Here is an 18,117-nt window from a genome sequence, read left to right as displayed (position 1 = left end):
GGACCAGAAAAACGGTGGGAAAGTGAGCGTCTGTACAGAAATTCTCCTTATACGCCCACCCGCTCGCTAAAAAAGCAATTACCTATCAGTTAAATTGACAATAAAAATTAACAAAAGGGGTGGCATATGAAAAAGTCACTTCTATTCTGCTTGGTGTGGTCCGCGTCTGTACTATGCAGCGCAGCAGATTACTTTCCAATCGAAACGGGAAATAGCTGGACTTTTTCTTTTCAATCGGTATATGAGCCGGCGGTATTAAATGCTCCTGTAACCCGGGACAGCGGTACTGTAATATGGGAAATGGCGGGAGTTTATGCGACAATGTCAACCGTGGCGGTGGCCGTCAAACAGACACGAAGTCTTGCCCGCCGTTCCCTGACCTCGATTACTACACCCGGGTACGATAGCGTTTTTGCTCCACCCCGGATCACGATAGATACGGTTCTCCTTATTCAGAAAGGAAATGATATCTCATTTCTCAATGATACGAGTCCAATTGCAGTGCACGATCCGAATTTGCCGTTGCCCGCAGGATTGTCCCTGATAGATACAACCATCACGTTCCAGAGCAAGGACCTTGCGGCGAAGAAAACGGTTCCCTCTATGGAAATGAATACTGTATCGCCTTCACCTATATCGACCAGCTTTTCAGAAAAACTCCCAACGTATATATCCTTTATATTGGGCGATTCAATAGGACCTATTGAGGCGTATATTGCAATCAGCAAAGGTTGGTTCGGGTTCGGTTATCAAGAAACTTGGAAATTAGTCAGCCGTGAATACCCCGCGGCAGTGCTTAAAGGGAATGCCCAGACGCTTTTCTCCGGGTCCGGTATTACCGTTTCGAGGAATTCCTCATGCATAACTTCCTCGTTTTGCTTGCCGTGCCCATTGCCGGTTTATGTCGTGCTTACCGATCTACAGGGGCGCATGGTTCAAAAAGTTTTTGCCGGTACTCTTGACAAAGGAATGCATTCGTTTGCATTGAACGCGCCCTTGCGCCAGAGTGGTATTCTGGTTCTCTGCGTTCAAACCGGGGATGTTACTATCAGTCGCAGAATCATAATGACAAAATGAATATTCCTTGCCGCAGGAAGCAACTCTGGCGTCCTGTGGGTCAAGCATTCAACCGTGTTCCTGAACAGGTTGACGTTACCGATTAAATCTTGCAGCTTATTTTCTATGTGGTACTGCAACCCCACCTTGCAGTCTCTCTCAGCGAAACGCTGGTGGTTTCGGCAATTACGATGTGATCGAGCAGCGGTATTTCCAGCAGCTTCCCGGCCTCTTTCAGGCGTTCGGTGATGTTCCAGTCGGCCTCGCTTGCTGTGCGCCGTCAGCGGAAAGTGGACCAGTCAATAGAATAAATCAAAAGATGGTTTTGGGTATATTTGATTACCAAAGGGAGGTAATGAATGGAACCCAAGACTAAGCAGGAACCGGAAGCAGTTGTAAGAGAGATTCGTCGTCAAACCCGCCGAAAGTTTTCCTCAGATGACAAGATTCGGATCATTCTGGAAGGCCTCAAAGGCGAAGACAGCATCGCGTCGATAGCGCGTCGAGAAGGCATCATCCTTCTATGCCTAGCTGTCCCCTACTTCCCGATATTTTCACATATGTTTGCACATTTTCGTAGTTCTCAGTAGTCCGAAGAGGTAGTGGCAGAATTTTCCTAGAAGTGTAAAATTTCTTTTAGACCCTATTTAACCATTTCAGGGAGTATTTCGGGGTATTCAGGAATGTTGGGGAGATATAATAAATTGGCTGGAGTGGAGGGATTCGAACCCCCGACCCGGTGGTTAACAGACCTCAGAGAATATATCTAAAATCTGTCTTTCTTATATTTCCTTGAATATTTAAATATTTAAATCTGTGTGTGATATTTTCACATTCCTTTCACATTTTGCGCTCGAAATAATTGTTTAAACATTTCAAAAGCCCAATTCTGGTAAGTCTATCCTTAAATAATACTACCAAGAAATTTAAAGGTTATAATCCACCTTACCTCCTGTTGATAATCTGTATGAACCGTTCTTTTCAAAATATAAATACTGACTTGACTTTTTTTGTCAAACATATTATATTATTACTATACCATCAATATTGCATCAATCGTATTATTAAATGAAGGAGAAATATATGCGAACTACTGTAACCCTTTCACCAGAGGCCGAGGATTTACTTCAGCAATACGTTACCTATCTGGCAACACGTCTAGGGCCACGCGCCTCAATGTCTTCCGTGATCGAGGAGGCACTGAACATTGCTCTGCCTATATTGTTCGATCGGGTGCCCGAAAAAGGCGAGAGCCCCCGCGAGTTTTTAGATCGTCGTGCGAAAAACTTGATGAATAGGATCTCGCAGGCCAATATGACGGAGACAGAGGTGCTCACACTTATGCGAGAAGCAACCCGTTGTCAGGATGAATGTAGGGGTTTGCTCCTTTCTAAAGACAAGTCCAACACGATGAATCAGGTAAAAGAATATCAAGAGTGTCTGCAGTCATTCTTGAATGTGTACAATGCCGGGGCAGAGAGGCTTAACAAAGGCGAAATTCTCCCCAGAAGAAGGGCGGGTAAATAAACATTAAGGACAGTTACTAATTTCGAAAAGGTTCTTTCATAACAAAACAGGAGGCTTTTATGCCAATGACCGTGAAACACAAACTGTATGCGGATGGGACCGAATCCGGTATTATTCACCCCACCGATCTCCTTTCTGACAACGATGTTCCAACTCCTTCGCCAGGAAAAAGAATTGTTGGGGAAATTGTAGTTGAAATTATGGACGACAACAGGTCGATTTCTGTGGCCGATCTTCTGTGTGAAATAGCAGATCAAATTAGGTCTGGAAGACGGTTCAGTTAAGTTGGATTACATCATTTTGCTAAGATACCTAAAAATTGTAATTGCAGGTAGAGTTCTGCATTCGTCCCCGGTGAGGCAGAATGAAGAGTAAAAGTCAAGCCGAACTTGACCCCGATCTTCTCGAAAAATTTACTATCGCCGTTCAAGAAGAAGTCGCGTATTGTGATACTTGCCAACCATGGGATGGTGGGGACACAATCTGGATTCATGGGGTTGAAGTAGATTGGGAAGATGTTTTCAACGATTGCGAAGTTCCTAAAGAATATAGGGAAGAAGTAGCTTCTCGTATTCAATGCCCCTTCTGTGGTTCTTCACTTGACATATTTTGCACAATCGGAGTAAAGTCCAAATGGGAGAGAAACTTTGAAATGCAATCTGACCAATGGCAAGAGAAAAACAAATCTCGATTTGATGATTTTTATGCCTTTTTACAAAAATTTCCCTATTTGGGGTGCTCTCATGAACTGGGCAAGACAATCATTAACTCCATAAATAATTTTCCAAAGAGCAAAATATTAGATGAAAAATGGTATCGTTCTCGAAAGGTAAATTCCAGTGTAATATTCAGTCCATCTGATATGATGCCTCCCGATCCAGATAAGGTAGAAATTCCAGAGGGTAGGTTTAACCATTTTGGTCAGCCGGTTTTCTACTTGTCCCGGTCAAAAGAATGCGCGGCGACAGAAGCGTTGGACTCTGACGAGGGAATGGTGTGGACTCAGGAATTCAGAATAAAAGGAATAAAGGATATTCTCGATTTAGCTCCTGATGGAACCTGGCCAGAAGTACCTGACGGATTTGATGAAATTGCTTTTGGTTTGGTCCATTGCGACACCATAAATAAAACACCACTCTCCAGCGGATGGAAACCAGAATACTTTATTCCAAGGTTTATTGCAGATGTCGCTAAGATGATGGGATATGACGGAATAAAATTTAAAAGCTCCAAGACCTATCACGAAAATCTTGTCCTTTTCAAATGGGATATTAACAATATTGAGGCAGTGGGAACGCCAGTTGTCTATCAGCATCGGAAGACTTTATTGAACAGCCTGTAAGATAAAATACCATTCTTTTTCACCATTTTTAAAAGCCAGCTAATTTATACACTCGCCGCTATTCTTTCGATTGTTTTTTCGCTCGCGGGTGCCGGGTTGAATTTTATCAGTTTCAACGACTGAATTGGCTCCCTGTGATAGTATTTCCTCAGCATATTAGTCTTCCAGTTCGCCACATCCATCACGACCTGTTCCGGAGTACCGTTATTAATTAATGCAGACGCACTGCAATGGCGCGTGTCATGAAACCGGAAGTTATCCAGCTTAGCTAACCTTAAGCAACGCCGCCATGCTCTGTGAAAGTCCCCAAGACCCGTTAGAATCGTAGTCCCAGGAGTCGTGTTTTCATCTTTCCGATAAAAAAGGTAGTCGGTTTCATTGGGTAGGTTTCTGAAGTAGTCTATCATGTCTGGTGGAATCGGTTTCCAGCAGCCCTTGTCATTCTTGGAGTTCTCAGCCTTAACCCGGATAGCGTTGTGAATGAGGTCGAGGTCTTCCTTCCGCATCTTGACGAGCTCTGACCTGCGGCATGGCACCTGAAGGGCAAACCTTACTATGGCTGACAGATGAGGTGCTTCTTTGTCAATGACGTTCAGGAGGTTTTGTTTATCCAGTTCACTCAGAATGACATCCCTGGGTAACTCCTTAAGGCGTGGAAACCTGATTTTTGTAATCGGGTTGGTTTCAATTAATCCAAGAGCTATACCGGTATTGTACACGGCTCTGACAATTTCAATCACCCTATTGATCGTCGCATTCGATCGCATTTTATGGGTTCGCTGTGATTTAGTCCCCCTGAGATTATGTAGGTAGTTTTCGAATCTATCCGGAAAGAACCGGATGTCGATCTCCCCCAGCTCATCGGCCACATGTCTTATCTTTGCCAGATATGTAGGTGAACACTGATCGTGTTTATCCAAGTGAATTTTCAGGAGGTCTCCAAATTTCTGAATGGTCGTCGGAAGAAAGGGAGATGGGTCACTTTTTCCTTCCCGGAGTTCCTTTTTAAGCAAGGCGTGGAGATCCCTGGCCTGTTCCTTTGTTCCCTTGAAGGTAGTTTGCCTCTGTCTGATTTTCCTATTTACACGAATCCGGGCAGTAACCCTCCAGCGGTCAGCACCAACGGGCCTAACTCCAGCTTCACTCTTTCTGATACCCATAATATTTCCTTACTAAAAATTCACTTTCAAAAAAAATCTTTGAAATACTTTTTGTCAAGTATTTATTCCTTTTCTGACAGTAACCTCCCTGTCAGTAACCGCTTCTCTATTTCCGGCCAGTAATACCTAACCAACCTACCCATTTTGACGTACATCAACCTGCCGGAAAGGCTCCATTTCCGGATTGCCTTGAGGGAGACATTAAGCTTCCGGGCAAGCTGGGGGGCGGTCAGGAAATCTCCATCCACTACCTCGCTTGAGGTTGGAGCAGGTTTCGGTGACTCTACCACCCTATTTTCTGCAGAGATAGGCTCCTTACAGGCCGATGTCTCACCAACTTTGGCGGCTTCCTCTTTTGGGCTTTCGGGCTGACTTGCAGTACTTTTGGGGATAAGTGTTGATTCGCTTTCCATAAAAAACTCCTTTGTGATTTGTGAAGGCTCTCTTTATTATTTATAATTTGACAAGGGATGAGGATTCTTGAGGAGCCTACGGGATGGTCATAAAGGTTTTGATGTGTGTTTGAAAGGGGTGTTCCTGTTCCGTTCCATTTAAATTTATGGAACACGGAACGGTACTCACTTCAGGGAGCGTTTAGAGGACACTCCCTGTAAGTTTTATTGTACCTAAGGGTTGTTCCGGAACGTTCCGGAACGGTGTAATTGGTTTTTTACGTGATTGTGGAAATAGTTGGTTTTGGAGGTTGCTTGTTGCATTTTCCAGATGGATGGGTATAATCTTATTTCTGGAAACTTTTAAGTTTGGGGGTTACAATGGACAACGAAAAAGATAAACCTATTAAAGACTCGACCACTGATAAAGACGAGGGGGAATTTATTTCCCGCGTGAGAAACAAAAATCGATTTAATGATAATTGGCAATTTTATCGCGCTCTTACTGCTATTGCTTTGGGAATATTTCGGAAGGATTTGGACTGTTGTTGTAAAGGGCTTAAAGGAATGTTTTATTATTTTCGCAACGAACTTGAAGAAATTTCTACCAGACATGGATATGATATCACACGAGACGCTCCCACAGCCCTACAATCTTTTCTAAATTTGCAAGGGAAATTTCAGGAAAAAATCTTATGTATCTACCGAATAGATTCCAAAAAAAACAAAAATCAATACCCTGATGGTTTTCTTGGGTTCCCGGCTGAATGGAAATTCAAGGAAGACAATTTCAAGTATATCGCCGATCTGCTAAAGGACAAGCACAGTCCATATCAACTAAAAGTATTAAAAAGAGACGGAATTCTCAAAATTGCACACCACAAACGTCTCATTGGAGAGGCATTTCTTCGAGCTTTTCCAAAAATTCGAGAAATTAGTCTTGACGTTCCGGAAATTGTTGCATCCAGTGGTATTTCCCCAATTGATGAAATATTTTCGGGAATGATTAAGAAGAACACTTGGTTTAATCTGGAAGTTCTTTGCAGGAAATGGAACATGGAAAATAATTCAAGAGATGGTGAGCCAAGAATCAGAGAGTGGGATGAAGTGGCTCTTGTCGAGTGTATTCCCAGGGCCATTGGCGAGCAAGTTCAGCATCAAAAATTTAAAACTCACGATGATACCTATCTTCGATTTCATCTTAAAAATTCAGGAAAAACTATTGATGTCACCTATAGGGACCTCCCGCAATGTTCTAATCCCAAAAAAACTATACCAACAACAAGATGGTACAAGGTGTTGGCTGCATTTTGTGGTAAGGAATTAAACACAGGACAGAGGTCTGATGTTAATGAGGCATTTACCAGAAAATTTGGTATAGATTCAGCAATTATTGATAGAAAAGGAAAATTGATTTTTCGTGTTGATTCATCTAAAATAAATCAATCTTTTTGGGACTCTCCAAAAGGATATCGAAAGCACTCTCGTAATCTTTATTCTCATTGTGTCACTAAAATTAACTCTTCAAATAAGAAAGAAAGCGACAAGGATTTCATTAAACAGGAATTCGAGAACTATTCTAATTGGGAAAATGATGACAATCATACCCAAAAAAACATTAGTCAAAAATTCCACGAAGATTCCACGGAATAATTAGTCACCTCCATAAAACCCTTTAAAATGCCCCGAAAAGGGCATTTTTTGTTTCTAATACATCCTTTTATTCCACACACCCCCTACCTCCTCATTGGTTGTATGCGCAATTCCGCACATACTAACAGATTTGCAGGAGGTTTTATGAAGCAAAAGTTTCAGGATTGCGTTGACTGGGGTCTTTTCTGGTCTCAGCAACTCAATGGATGTCGGCTTGTCAAAAGCCGTGATACTTTTCGGGCAGATTCACCCTTTACAGGGCGTCACAAGAGCAAACCCTTTGTAGCGCAGGGTCCTGTGTGGTACGACCATTCTATTCTGGATGGGAGCGAGCGAGGTGGAAGTGCCATCAGTTTTCTCATGAAATTACATTGCCTCACCTACCGGCAAGCGTTACGGCGTCTATTAGAATTTTCTCTTCCGGGGGGAACAAGCGTTTCCCTCCCATGGAAGAAAAATTCACCTTTAATGAACCAAGCAAACCCTACTTGGTTTATATACCGGGAAATTGTGGAAGGCGGGCTGTACAACCGCATAAGCCTGTCCCGTTTCAAGGCATTCAGGCAGACCCCGGATTACTATGGTGATCCAAGTGCTGTTGACTGTTTTTACTCCCACTATTTACACTCTACCGAGTTACTTGCCTACGTGACGAAGAGCGGTGGTAAGGTTGCCGGGTACACAGGCCCAGTTGATTTAAAGCATCCGACCATTGACATTGATTATAGTGAAAACCTGAACAAGGCCCAGGAAATAGCGTGCCGGGTTTACAACCAACTGATCGAATTTGGAATTCCCCGTTATCACATACATCCCTTTTTTAGCGGGAACAAGGGATTCCACATCATGTTCTACACACCGGAACTCAAGAAGCTGGGGCGTTACCAGAACACGCCCTGTCTGATCCGGAATTTTGTTAAAAAAATTACGGAGCCGGTAGTACCTGATTCGGACAATACCTACCTTGACAAACAGGGTCGGTCGCACAAGATTATTGACGATGCGATTTACTCCTGTACGAGTCTTGTTCGTTCCCCAAACAGCCGCCACGGGTCTTCGGGACTTTATAAAATCCCGCTCTCGGAACCCGAGCTTATGTCTCTTTCCATCGAGGCAATCAAGGATTTAGCTAGGACGCAAAGACCGATAGGTCTTCGCCTATCTCAGGAAAGGAGTGCCGCATGAGTACTCTCGAAAAAATCACAGATTCCGTGCTCGATCAACAGGCAGGAGCAGACAACCAACTATTGGTTGAACCATGGAATCCTACAGAATTGCGTGTCGATACCCTCTTGACCACCGAGCCCGATCCTGTCCAGTATCTAATTGACGGTGTTTTACCCAAAGGGATTGTGGGTGTGTTTGCAGGGGAGGGAGGAATCGCCAAATCGCTTGCAGCCCTTGACCTCAGTATCCGGCTGGCTTGCTTTAGTGTCATTGGCCCAACCAATTGGCTCGGAACTCTTCCCATAATGCAATGCCGGAAAGTTCTCTATTGTAATCTCGAAGACGATATGCCCGACCTGCATCGCCGGTTACTCTCATTAATCAGGCGCAGTATTACAGGTAATGACGCGCCTGATGTGGCGAAGCAGAGGATATTGACCGCGATCACCGAAGGGTTGTTTGTGCTGCCACGTGAGAGGGCGCTGACCGGTTCAAATGAAACTTTTATCAATGGTGACGGCAATGGAACCGTCCTTTTTCAGCGCTTACAGGCAACATGTGACCTGATTAGGCCCGAGCTCATTGTCATGGACACCCGCACAAAGGCGAGTAAAGCGGATGAAAACGACAATGCTATTGGCGGTGCGGAGATGGAAACATGGTCGAAATTGCGCGACCAGACAGGTGCAAGTATTCTTATAATCTCCCACACCAACAAACTCTCCCGGATGACCTCTGGGGACTTTGGAAGCTCGATGGTACGCGGGGCATCGTCGTATACCGACAATGCCCGCTGGGTCATGACCTTTAAAGGTAAAGGGCTTGATTGCAATGGAAATCGCGTTATTGAGGTTGGCAATCCCAAGAACAACCGGTGTAAGTGTTTTGAGCCCTTCTCCGTATCACTACAATATCCCCGATTCGTTCAAATTGACGAAAAGGATATAATTGGCAATGGGCCAATGGAGGCCGTGCTCCGCTATGTAAAGGAGAACCCCGGTTGCAAACAGCGTGATGCAATTGAGGCCTTGGGAGGAACGGTGCCGAAAAATGCCGTGAATAAATCTTTCCAGATTGCTGTCCGGGACAAAACCATTGTACATGAAAAACGCGAAGGGGGTGATAAAGGTTACTATATTGCCTGAATTTGAAACCCAGAACCACCATCGGAGCGTGCCCTCGGCGCTCCTGGCTGGTTCAGATTACTCTATATTTTGTAAAAATGTTATAAGCAAAATATCACAACCAAAAGAAAGGGTGGATTTTATATGGATATCCAAAACAATTCAACCGTTAATGCTAAAGTAATTGTCGATGATAGGGAAAATCCTACTATTGAAAGGAAGCCTTACATAGACGAAGTATGTGATAAAACAACCGCATATATTATAAATCATCCTGGTTGTACCCAGAAAGAGGCTATCAAGTTCTTAAAAATTACAGAAGTTTGGGTTAAAAGGGCTTTTCAGAAAATGTTGCAGAGAAATATAATTTATAGGGGTAAACTTTCAGGATCGGGGCCATTAGGATATTTTATGACCGATCATACCTCTTATTGCCCTTGTGATACCGGCGATTGTATAAAGTGGTAGGTAAATATATATGTCGAGTAAAAGTCATAAAGTCGGTGGTATTTTCTGCAAAAGGAAAGGTATCAAGAAGACACTCAAAAACAGGGGGCGGTATTTAGATAGGGTTCTGTTCCTGGCTCAAGCCGAAACACTTTAGAATGGTAAATGACACAGCAAGCCACTGGGGGTACTATTTATGTACCCCCTTTTTTTGTTCCGTGTTCCGTTCCGTATAAATCTGTGGAACACGGAATGGGTTTCCTTAGGAGGTTGAGGTATTTCGGGATATTGGGTAGGACAACCTTTACTGGCGGGCAAATTTTCAATCGAGCCTAACTACCGTTTGTTATAATTTTAATTAGGTCTGTTCGAGCCTTCAAAAATATTTCTTCACTGCCCGGCAAATTGCTATCCTGATATATTCTCCATATATATATGCGTTTTCCAAAGAATATATCCCCCCCCTCGATTCAAATCATTGTCACCCCTCAAGGCTCCTTCTTACCCTACAAGCCTCTTGATTTCTCCGTTTCATACACTCCAAAAAAACATTTCACTAGACACCGATGATATATAAAATACTAGTGTTAAAATGTCATTTCTTCCTACCCCCGCTATATTATTTCCGGCCGCTATCATTTACCCCTATTAACTTGATTGATCTGTAAAATTCATGTCCTACCTTCAAGCACAATACAAAACATCCCCTAGGTAATTTGGGTAACTGGCATGTGAAATATCCACTGTTGGCCGTAGCAATTTCTGACGATAATACCACCCTTCCGGAAAGATCGGAAATGCCAAGCTTTATCCTGTCGCCTCTGTAAATTTCCGGAATACTACAACGGATTACAGAACCGGCGATTTCCAGGCAGGGAACCGATTGTTTTCGGGATAGGTAGGATTGTGTACCTTCAGGAAGGTCGAGCGTACCCGTCAGGATAACTTTTCCTTTGCCGCGTGAAAAAGAAATACTATCTCCAATAGAAATTGTTGGAGAGGAAAATGCGATGGACAGTGTAATCAGAAGTTTCGTGCCTTGTGGATTCCAGATGGCGCTATCGATCGTACCGAACCCCGAAAGCCACGTATGACCCCCTGAGATCGGGAAAATACTGTCGATATTTGAGAATGTAATTGCCGGGGTATCTGTAAACTGATCAAACGAGAGTAATATTTGTCTTCCATTCGCCGCTGCGGAAATAAGGGTCGGCGGCGGCGTGACAAAAGCATTTTTGATTTCTGCTGGCGTCCTCACACAGCTGGAAATCCGGGCTTCATCAATTATACCTTTATAGAAATTTGTCATTGACATCCCAAAGGGGACTGCTCCAAAATAGAATGAAGACCAAGTGCGATTCACGGCCCAATCGAATTGCTTATCAACCAGGTTTCCATTTACGTAAAGACGGATGGTGTCTGAATTATCTATGGTAGCGGCAAGATAAATCCAGCTTTGTTTGTCCGGGAAAGTGCCGTGGGGATCTGTGCCTGTCGGGGAAGATGTAAAAAAATTGACCGAGTCTTTTGAAAAGAAAATTTCAAATCCTTGGTCATAACCACCGTAAGTGTTTAAAGGAAAACCGCCGGACATAGTATCCGTCGAATGAATCCATAATTCAAAGGAAATGTTTCTGATTGGGAGAGTGTGATTTATTGACACAAAATCGGATACGCCATTAAAACTTAGCGCCTTTCCAAATCTCCCGTTTACCCACGTGCACCCCGTTAGTGCTCCGTCCCAGTGATTTGACGATGCGTCCGTTGCCACAGTCCCCTGCCCCTCATCAAAATGGTAAAGCGCAAGAGTGTTGGCATCGGCATTAAATTGCGACCAGGCCGAAAATACCGTAGATAGGACCGTAATCAAAACTGAGCGTAACAGCATATTCACCTCCTATGATAAAACTAAAGGGGATTTTTTAGTGACTTTGCCGGTATTTTCTATCCATGCCTTTACAAAGGATAATGTTTCAATAGATGGAAGAGCGTTCTTTTTTAACTTTAACTGTCCAAGGATGGGATTAAATGCTGATTTTTCAGAATCCTTGTCCAGCCATATTTCCAGAGTGGCCCGTTCAGGTTTTTTCACGGCATACGTATAACACTTGTTTTGCATTATCGAATCCACATAGGATGAAACGCAGTGTTCCATTTCCATACTTTCTCTGTAGAGTTCATCCGCGTCCCTGATGGAAACTATAGATTCATTGCCCTTTATCGGCGGGGTAGGAAACATAATACTGCCGTATTTTTCAAGAACTCCGTTCAGATAATTTCCCCGGTTATTTTTCCTTACCTTAGTAATCAATTTGCCAGAAATCTTTCCTATTGCTCGAGTGCTCATTTTGTCCAGTGCGCCCGCTTCTGCGACTTTTACGTTCAGTTCTTCCGACATCCTTAGAATGTTCTTAATTTCTTGCCATCTCCAATGTAGCCTTTTAAGCTGGGCCATAGTCCCGCATTTCAAAACCCTCTCCTCGACTTCCTTCAAATCAAGTTGCTTACCAACGGTTCCGGCTTCCCGAATCAGGCGGTCGCCTTCAGATAGTATTCTGCGGAGGCTCCGAGGGGACTCCGACTCATCTGTGGAACTAAGCAAATGAAGGAATGCCGGAGAATTTTTAATCCTGGGTTTGTGGATTGCCTGTTCCAGAACAGCGCCGGGGATTTTATGCAACGGACTTAACCTCCTGATAAAATCGGGTTTTTTGAGATATGCCCGAATGGTCTTCATGGCATTTTCAGAGTATCTCGAAAATGAAATCCTGGAAATAAACGACAAGGATGTCTCGTCCCAGTCACTATTGATGGTATGTAGGATTTTCATTGGATCGGTAAGCACGGCCTTACGAAAATCCACCGGGTAAATTTCTTCTTGGGCGATTTTGTCAACAAGTAGCCATAAGAGAACGGGGTTGCTCCGGGCAAGCTCAACAGCCTCAGGGACGACGCAGAAAAACTGGAGCAGTGGAATCTGTCGGTAAATGAATGGAGCAGCAAGTTCCCTCACGATCTGTGGTATCAGGTTGACAAACATTTCTATTGGGTGTTGCCCTAAGGGGTAATCAATGGATGTGCCGGAACCGGATTTAAGGTGAATATCCGATATTTTTTTGAGTATGTGGTCATTACAAAGGGTAATAAGGGGTATGCCAGGATCGGCTTTCTCCCGAACCCATCCGTTTTTATTACTGAATCGTTCATAGATCAAACCCTTTTTCCAGGGTAAAAATCGGAGAGATGTGTTGAAGTTTTCCTGGGCGTCTACGTACAAACAGGACTCATCTCCAACAAAACGGAATCGGATTCTGTCTTCATTTTCTTTGGTATTTGTCATAATATTTTTATCCCGCAGTAAAGGTGCTGGGGACGTTCAGATTAAATCATTTTCTTGAGAATGGTTACGTTTGTCAAATAATTTTCCAGCACGAGACCGTCGCTCAGGTCTTGTTGGCTGGGCGCCAAATAATACCCCCTGGGCTTAATCGGTATTTTTATTTTATTCTCCCAAAGCTGACGGAAGTCTACCGGAAATATCCGTTTTTCTTTTCCGGATTTATCATTGGGAGTGTATTTGGATTCCCGCCGTATTTCGACAGGGGGCGTGCTGACCTTAAGAATAATGTTTGCGGTATGAACTTCAGTGTCGTTGATATCGTTCCTGGAAACGCCGAGTTTAGTAAGGTATTTGATAAATTTGTCCTGATTTGTAACATCCGGATTCAGGACGATGGAGAATGAAGACCAAACAATTTTACCACCCGCCTTCATGGCTGAAGCGCCGATGCAGACATATTTGATGCCATCTTTATGGAGACGGTCGAACAGGGCAAATGAGGATGGATGGTAATTCATGATTTTTACTCCTTCGAAACAGGTTTATATTTCCGCTTGCTGCTGACCTGCCTTCCCAAGAAACACTTCCAACTTCTCCGGTGTCATAAGTACCGCACGAGCCTTATTCTCAACCTGGGATGCAACGATACCTTCCTTTTCGAGCTGGCTGATGAGTCTTTTGGCATGGGTATGACCGATTTTCATTTTAGTCTGCAAAAGATGCGTTGACGCGTATCCAAGGCCCACGGCTAAGCGTGCGGCCTCGTTGAACATTTTGTCCCGGACGATTTTGCCTGTTTCAGGGCTCTCCGGGGGTATAACCGGGCTTGATGCCGGTGCGGGTTCCTGAATGGTGTTTGTTTCTTTGGCGGGTTTCTTGGTCGGCTCTTGGTCTACGGATTTTGGTTTTAAAAGTTTTCCAAACATGAGGCCTCCTGTTGCCACTAAGGGCTTTGAGTTGATACGGAAAGACCGGATATTTGAAAAAACAATTTCTGCATTACGTTTTGTCAAGTATTGGGGCTGGTGAAACCGGACGAACCTATGTCTGATCTGGGGATTTTCCATGGTTCTTATCTCAAGTTATAAAGGTACAGCAATGCCGCCCACCCGCTGGGCATGAAAGCTTCCGGTTTCTTCAAAATCTGTCCATATTTAATCGCCATTTCCAGGAAAAACTTAGCATGCAGGAAGGCCTCAACCATGGGCCGGGTATGCTTTGTCCAATCTTGGTTGTATTCTGTCTTGAATTCTTTCCCGGAAGCACCCTCGTTGATGATTTCCAGGAACAAGCTGTTCAACTCCACACCTTCAGGGGCTAGGTTCCTTAGCGCGTCCACGATTTCCCGTGTCTGTACGTAGCGTTCGAAAATTTTGAGGGAACCATGATAGAACCGGTAGATGAAGTCCTCATACCACCACATATCACAAACCTGTTTATGGAGCTTCCTGAGTGCCGGTAGGTTCTTCTTGATGTTCTTGAGAAGAATAACCTCATTTTGAGCCCGTTTCATTTGCTCACGGTCGAATTTGTTCATGGACTTGACTGGTTCGTTGGTCAAAATTGCACCTCCGGAAAGAAAACAATTTTTGCACTACGTTCTGTCAAGTATGGTCGCTTATTTTGTATAAGGTTTGTCGGCAAAGCAATCCATTTTTAGCTTATCTGATTGGCTTTTCACCCACATCCCTCATGGGTCTGATAAAGTAATCATTTTTTAAGGGTTTGACAAGTATCCCCCCTTCCGGCAAATTTGCCGATTTTTACGTAACTCATTATTTAATAGGCAATTAAGGTGATTTTCCGACAAGTCACTGGTTGGGCGGGTGTCGAGGGGTTCTGGCTACCTTCGACCAGACAATTTTAGGGTTATTTTTGCCACTTTTTATACTCTCTCAAGTAAAGAGATTCCTGAAAGATTCAACGGTGTTTTATGGGGCTACGGAACATTATATATTACAGGATAGGAGAAATTCTTTTCAAAGGACATTACCTAATGACATAATTTGCAATTTGACATAGTAGAATAAATTGCATCTTTTTACTTTGTTCTGTTCTTAAAACTGGCGGTTTTTTAGACACGCAGAACGAGTAGGAGGCTGCGTCCCTTGTGGGACGCGCTTTCTTTCGTCTTGCGTGTCGGGTACGCCAGTACCCTAGAACAGGGCGGAATGATTGTCGCGTCCCTTTTAATTTTCCAAGGGGGTATGGTATGGCGGCCATTTTTATTGCAGGAAAGGAAATTCCTCGTCCAGGGGAATGTATCGTTGCCGTGGATATGGGCTATTCGAGGAGGAAAAAAAGTTGTGGATTTTGCGTGACGGGAGGTGAAGGACAAAACTTAACGTTTGGTGACATGGTAAGGGAGGTTAAGAATATCCTCGAAGACGGAAAGAATCCATTGTTGGTAATTGAAGCTCCACTTAGCACCTACCACCTTCAGAAGGGGGATAGCGAAAAGGGAAATCCTGAAAGAAGATTTAAAGATGAAAAGGGGAACCATGAATGGTATTGCCATGCCGGTGCTGGAGTCTTGTTGGGTGCGCTTAGATTACTTGAGCAATTATCACTTAGTCTTGACGGGAAGGAGATTAGGATAGCAGAAGCATTTCTGACACAAAAACATCCGGTAAAGAAACACGAGGATGTAGCGAAGCTAATCGCAACAAGGTTTTATGACGCCAAGTCGGTTGATCCTTGCAAGGAGGGTGTTCAGGCAATTTGCAATCTGATTAAGGGCGTTCCGAAAATAGGTGTGTTTGATAACAGGATAACTTTACGTGAATAGTCCTGAACTTCCAGATCAGGTGGAGGCAATGAATGGCACAATGATACTAATAAGGGACTGTTATACCACGGTGGGATATCCCCTGTATTCTATAACACGTTCAACATCAATTTCCCATGTTTCTGTGCTACAACCTTCGGCAAGATCATAACCTTCCCCTGGTTCTTGCGACGCGCTGTTGACGGCCAGGGCATTAAGTGGTGGGTAACCATTTTCGAAGCACCAGGTGGCTATATCGTCAAGGTATGGGCCAATACTATAGAGGTTAATTGCAATTCCGGTTTTCTTTTGAAGTTTACCATAGGTAATTAGGAAAGTGGTAATAGGAACTTCAGAGAATTTATTACTTATACAAGTTAACTTATGGTGTTCCAAGAGGACGTTTAGAATTTTCTTTGTCTTACTAAACATTATAAATACCTCCTAATTTGTCTTTATTCCTATTTAGTAGAGGCTGCTAACAAAATTGTATCTTTTATTAATGAAAGTGCTAACGCCTTCCCGGCGTCTGTAAAAGGTGTTAAAAATCCTAAGTTTGATACATCCTCATGAAAATATAGAGCAATACTATGTATGATCCTTGATGAAATGCCCATCCGTCGGTATGGCTCATAAATCCAGATTTTATCAGCACACCAACGAGGTGTTGAATCTTTATCTCCGGAAATAAATTCCTTGCGGGAGAGTGAATAACAAAAGGTTTTCCGTTTATGAACAATCGCTATACCTGCGACATTTTCTTTGAACACTGGAATAAAGGCATACCCCAGATCATCATTCAGTTTCTTCTTTGCATACCACCCGATTTTGTCACCAGGAACTTCTTCGGAAGACCACATGGTTTTGGCAATGTGCCCACATTGATCCCGTTCTTTCTGGGGTGTGTCTGGTCCCACACAATAAATTTTTAAGTTTGATGAATCAAAAACGAGATTTTTGAAATGCAATCTACAATATTTTTGGTGGTGACGTAGATTGGGGGTCGATAATTTAATGTTTATGCTTTTTTCCAGATGTTCCCAGTGTGAAAAATATCGAAGGCACCTAATGCAGAGAAGTTCTGGAACAAGCTTGAAGGCCATCAACGTTCCCAGGAATTTCAAGGTTAATCATCGAAGGTATTTCGATGAGTTCAGGGCTTCTTTCAGCCTTTGAATGTAAAGCCCATATCTGTCATCTTCTCGGCTATCATTTTGCATTTCAGTTATTAACTGTGGAAGAAAATCACCACGATCTTTCACGAGACCGGCATCTACCTCGTCCATATACGGGATTATTTCATTGCAAAGACTTTTGACTACCTCGTTTAATATTTTATAGTTCTCTATTGAGAGAGCCCTCATTCCGGCCAAAACCATATTTTCGTATGCTCCAGAACGGTTCTTCAAATCACGGAGCGTGTATGCCGTGTTTCTAAGTATCTTACATTCCATCTCTAAAATATTCAGGTTATGTTTGGACAATTGGGAATCTACTTCAGCTAGCTTCTTTGTAACCGACTCTTGAATTACTTGCATATCCCTCTCGGTTTTTTCTCGCAAAGACCTTTCTAATTGCTTGTTGGTTTGCCTCTGAATTAAGGCAAATAATATAGGAATGCAGATAGCAATTGCGGCGCCAAAAATGCCAATAAACCAAAGTAGATTAGACCAGGCAACCTGATAAAAGTTCGAAACGCCATTTACTAATTGTATAGCGTCGAGAACCTTTAATATAGTATCATGTACCACAAGAGTATCCATCATGGCTTATGCCTCCCCCAGTTCTTTTCCTGTAAATGCGCTTTTCTCCTAATTTGCTTCTAGGCAACGGAATACAGTTCCGTTTCATTGACTAACTGTTGACGATTGGGAGGCCGCTCCAAGTAACACCAGATGTCTCTGCCACAATTACAGCATATCTTTTTCTTGTCATTACCGCAGCGCGTTGTGCACTTTCGAGCACTTGGTTTTTGGTTAATTGCGCAGTTCGGTAATACTCGGCGGTAGGCAGGATATAGGTATTTCCATCAGCTGCCAAGATGGTCCGTGTAAAGCCCTCCCTTTGCATTGCGGAGTGGAGGGACTCGTAATCCATATATGTTGCGTCATGAAGTTCAACTCGCGTCATGAATGTAGCCAT

At 43.4% G+C, this 18,117-nt stretch carries 20 protein-coding genes and 1 pseudogene; 10 read left to right on the top strand and 11 right to left on the bottom strand.

Annotation, left to right across the window (positions count from 1 at the left end):
• Positions 1-126 precede the first annotated feature (126 nt).
• The 5 genes and pseudogenes from VLX68_01240 to VLX68_01220 all read left to right on the top strand — a co-directional run bounded on the left by VLX68_01240 (position 127) and on the right by VLX68_01220 (position 3,925).
• Positions 127-1,077: a hypothetical protein gene (locus VLX68_01240; GenBank protein HUI90846.1), complete on the top strand. Its 951-nt coding sequence runs from the start codon at positions 127-129 to the stop codon at positions 1,075-1,077.
• A 338-nt stretch (positions 1,078-1,415) separates the two neighbouring features.
• Positions 1,416-1,571, top strand: a pseudogene (locus VLX68_01235) (IS3 family transposase).
• 568 nt (positions 1,572-2,139) lie between these two features.
• Complete coding sequence (locus VLX68_01230; GenBank protein ID HUI90845.1) at positions 2,140-2,583, top strand: hypothetical protein; 444 nt, start codon at positions 2,140-2,142, stop codon at positions 2,581-2,583.
• 59 nt (positions 2,584-2,642) lie between these two features.
• Positions 2,643-2,867 (top strand): hypothetical protein, encoded by a 225-nt coding sequence (locus VLX68_01225; protein ID HUI90844.1) that lies wholly within the window; start codon positions 2,643-2,645, stop codon positions 2,865-2,867.
• Positions 2,868-2,947: 80 nt separating this feature from the next.
• Complete coding sequence (locus VLX68_01220; protein ID HUI90843.1) at positions 2,948-3,925, top strand: RES family NAD+ phosphorylase; 978 nt, start codon at positions 2,948-2,950, stop codon at positions 3,923-3,925.
• A gap of 44 nt (positions 3,926-3,969) precedes the next feature.
• On the opposite strand, the gene VLX68_01215 is transcribed toward VLX68_01220, so the two are convergent.
• On the bottom strand, positions 3,970-5,085 hold the full coding sequence (locus VLX68_01215; protein ID HUI90842.1) for a tyrosine-type recombinase/integrase: 1,116 nt from the start codon (positions 5,083-5,085) through the stop codon (positions 3,970-3,972).
• 62 nt (positions 5,086-5,147) lie between these two features.
• Positions 5,148-5,498 carry a helix-turn-helix domain-containing protein gene (locus VLX68_01210; protein ID HUI90841.1) on the bottom strand — a complete coding sequence of 117 codons (351 nt, stop codon included), beginning with the start codon at positions 5,496-5,498 and terminating at the stop codon, positions 5,148-5,150.
• A gap of 360 nt (positions 5,499-5,858) precedes the next feature.
• Between VLX68_01210 and VLX68_01205 the strand changes: the two genes are divergently transcribed.
• The 4 genes from VLX68_01205 to VLX68_01190 all read left to right on the top strand — a co-directional run bounded on the left by VLX68_01205 (position 5,859) and on the right by VLX68_01190 (position 9,889).
• Complete coding sequence (locus VLX68_01205) at positions 5,859-7,130, top strand: hypothetical protein (GenBank protein HUI90840.1); 1,272 nt, start codon at positions 5,859-5,861, stop codon at positions 7,128-7,130.
• A 144-nt stretch (positions 7,131-7,274) separates the two neighbouring features.
• The gene (locus VLX68_01200; protein HUI90839.1) at positions 7,275-8,315 is read left to right on the top strand and encodes a DNA primase small subunit domain-containing protein; all 1,041 of its coding nucleotides are present in this window, start codon (positions 7,275-7,277) and stop codon (positions 8,313-8,315) included.
• Entirely contained in the window at positions 8,312-9,442 is a 1,131-nt protein-coding gene (locus tag VLX68_01195; GenBank protein HUI90838.1) for an AAA family ATPase, read from the top strand. Before VLX68_01200 ends, VLX68_01195 begins: the two co-directional genes overlap by 4 nt.
• A gap of 123 nt (positions 9,443-9,565) precedes the next feature.
• Positions 9,566-9,889 carry a hypothetical protein gene (locus VLX68_01190; GenBank protein ID HUI90837.1) on the top strand — a complete coding sequence of 108 codons (324 nt, stop codon included), beginning with the start codon at positions 9,566-9,568 and terminating at the stop codon, positions 9,887-9,889.
• Positions 9,890-10,487: 598 nt separating this feature from the next.
• Here the strand turns inward: VLX68_01190 and VLX68_01185 are convergent.
• The 5 genes from VLX68_01185 to VLX68_01165 all read right to left on the bottom strand — a co-directional run bounded on the left by VLX68_01185 (position 10,488) and on the right by VLX68_01165 (position 14,745).
• On the bottom strand, positions 10,488-11,756 hold the full coding sequence (locus tag VLX68_01185) for a LamG-like jellyroll fold domain-containing protein (protein HUI90836.1): 1,269 nt from the start codon (positions 11,754-11,756) through the stop codon (positions 10,488-10,490).
• Positions 11,757-11,765: 9 nt separating this feature from the next.
• Positions 11,766-13,208 (bottom strand): hypothetical protein, encoded by a 1,443-nt coding sequence (locus VLX68_01180; protein ID HUI90835.1) that lies wholly within the window; start codon positions 13,206-13,208, stop codon positions 11,766-11,768.
• A 41-nt stretch (positions 13,209-13,249) separates the two neighbouring features.
• A complete protein-coding gene (locus VLX68_01175; GenBank protein HUI90834.1) occupies positions 13,250-13,726 on the bottom strand; it encodes a hypothetical protein in 477 nt (158 codons plus the stop codon).
• Positions 13,727-13,750: 24 nt separating this feature from the next.
• On the bottom strand, positions 13,751-14,134 hold the full coding sequence (locus VLX68_01170) for a DNA translocase FtsK (GenBank protein ID HUI90833.1): 384 nt from the start codon (positions 14,132-14,134) through the stop codon (positions 13,751-13,753).
• Positions 14,135-14,280: 146 nt separating this feature from the next.
• Complete coding sequence (locus VLX68_01165; GenBank protein ID HUI90832.1) at positions 14,281-14,745, bottom strand: hypothetical protein; 465 nt, start codon at positions 14,743-14,745, stop codon at positions 14,281-14,283.
• A 675-nt stretch (positions 14,746-15,420) separates the two neighbouring features.
• Here VLX68_01165 and VLX68_01160 point away from each other — a divergent pair.
• On the top strand, positions 15,421-15,996 hold the full coding sequence (locus VLX68_01160; GenBank protein ID HUI90831.1) for a hypothetical protein: 576 nt from the start codon (positions 15,421-15,423) through the stop codon (positions 15,994-15,996).
• Between the two features lie 60 nt (positions 15,997-16,056).
• Here the strand turns inward: VLX68_01160 and VLX68_01155 are convergent, their stop codons facing one another.
• From VLX68_01155 to VLX68_01140, 4 genes are all read right to left on the bottom strand, one after another.
• Positions 16,057-16,407: a hypothetical protein gene (locus VLX68_01155; GenBank protein HUI90830.1), complete on the bottom strand. Its 351-nt coding sequence runs from the start codon at positions 16,405-16,407 to the stop codon at positions 16,057-16,059.
• Between the two features lie 29 nt (positions 16,408-16,436).
• Positions 16,437-17,078, bottom strand: coding sequence for a hypothetical protein (locus VLX68_01150; protein HUI90829.1), 642 nt, complete (start codon positions 17,076-17,078; stop codon positions 16,437-16,439).
• Positions 17,079-17,105: 27 nt separating this feature from the next.
• Positions 17,106-17,741 (bottom strand): hypothetical protein, encoded by a 636-nt coding sequence (locus VLX68_01145; protein ID HUI90828.1) that lies wholly within the window; start codon positions 17,739-17,741, stop codon positions 17,106-17,108.
• 88 nt (positions 17,742-17,829) lie between these two features.
• Positions 17,830-18,117 carry a hypothetical protein gene (locus VLX68_01140; GenBank protein HUI90827.1) on the bottom strand — a complete coding sequence of 96 codons (288 nt, stop codon included), beginning with the start codon at positions 18,115-18,117 and terminating at the stop codon, positions 17,830-17,832.

The organism is Chitinivibrionales bacterium (genome assembly GCA_035516255.1).
In the GTDB taxonomy this organism is placed as follows: domain Bacteria; phylum Fibrobacterota; class Chitinivibrionia; order Chitinivibrionales; family FEN-1185; genus FEN-1185.
The sequence above is the reverse complement of the archived record's forward strand: the minus strand, read 5'-3'. Positions and strand labels throughout refer to the sequence as shown.

What these genes read in the sequence shown, in the direction of transcription:
- VLX68_01160 (HUI90831.1), top strand. Translation starts at nt 15,421, where the DNA reads ATGGCGGCCATTTTTATTGCAGGAAAGGAAATTCCTCGTCCAGGGGAA.
- VLX68_01195 (HUI90838.1), top strand. Translation starts at nt 8,312, where the DNA reads ATGAGTACTCTCGAAAAAATCACAGATTCCGTGCTCGATCAACAGGCA.
- VLX68_01165 (HUI90832.1), bottom strand. Translation starts at nt 14,745, where the DNA reads ATGAACAAATTCGACCGTGAGCAAATGAAACGGGCTCAAAATGAGGTT.
- VLX68_01145 (HUI90828.1), bottom strand. Translation starts at nt 17,741, where the DNA reads ATGATGGATACTCTTGTGGTACATGATACTATATTAAAGGTTCTCGAC.
- VLX68_01220 (HUI90843.1), top strand. Translation starts at nt 2,948, where the DNA reads ATGAAGAGTAAAAGTCAAGCCGAACTTGACCCCGATCTTCTCGAAAAA.
- VLX68_01190 (HUI90837.1), top strand. Translation starts at nt 9,566, where the DNA reads ATGGATATCCAAAACAATTCAACCGTTAATGCTAAAGTAATTGTCGAT.
- VLX68_01230 (HUI90845.1), top strand. Translation starts at nt 2,140, where the DNA reads ATGCGAACTACTGTAACCCTTTCACCAGAGGCCGAGGATTTACTTCAG.
- VLX68_01155 (HUI90830.1), bottom strand. Translation starts at nt 16,407, where the DNA reads ATGTTTAGTAAGACAAAGAAAATTCTAAACGTCCTCTTGGAACACCAT.
- VLX68_01180 (HUI90835.1), bottom strand. Translation starts at nt 13,208, where the DNA reads ATGACAAATACCAAAGAAAATGAAGACAGAATCCGATTCCGTTTTGTT.
- VLX68_01150 (HUI90829.1), bottom strand. Translation starts at nt 17,078, where the DNA reads ATGGCCTTCAAGCTTGTTCCAGAACTTCTCTGCATTAGGTGCCTTCGA.
- VLX68_01140 (HUI90827.1), bottom strand. Translation starts at nt 18,117, where the DNA reads ATGGCTACATTCATGACGCGAGTTGAACTTCATGACGCAACATATATG.
- VLX68_01215 (HUI90842.1), bottom strand. Translation starts at nt 5,085, where the DNA reads ATGGGTATCAGAAAGAGTGAAGCTGGAGTTAGGCCCGTTGGTGCTGAC.
- VLX68_01185 (HUI90836.1), bottom strand. Translation starts at nt 11,756, where the DNA reads ATGCTGTTACGCTCAGTTTTGATTACGGTCCTATCTACGGTATTTTCG.
- VLX68_01170 (HUI90833.1), bottom strand. Translation starts at nt 14,134, where the DNA reads ATGTTTGGAAAACTTTTAAAACCAAAATCCGTAGACCAAGAGCCGACC.
- VLX68_01210 (HUI90841.1), bottom strand. Translation starts at nt 5,498, where the DNA reads ATGGAAAGCGAATCAACACTTATCCCCAAAAGTACTGCAAGTCAGCCC.
- VLX68_01175 (HUI90834.1), bottom strand. Translation starts at nt 13,726, where the DNA reads ATGAATTACCATCCATCCTCATTTGCCCTGTTCGACCGTCTCCATAAA.
- VLX68_01240 (HUI90846.1), top strand. Translation starts at nt 127, where the DNA reads ATGAAAAAGTCACTTCTATTCTGCTTGGTGTGGTCCGCGTCTGTACTA.
- VLX68_01205 (HUI90840.1), top strand. Translation starts at nt 5,859, where the DNA reads ATGGACAACGAAAAAGATAAACCTATTAAAGACTCGACCACTGATAAA.
- VLX68_01225 (HUI90844.1), top strand. Translation starts at nt 2,643, where the DNA reads ATGCCAATGACCGTGAAACACAAACTGTATGCGGATGGGACCGAATCC.
- VLX68_01200 (HUI90839.1), top strand. Translation starts at nt 7,275, where the DNA reads ATGAAGCAAAAGTTTCAGGATTGCGTTGACTGGGGTCTTTTCTGGTCT.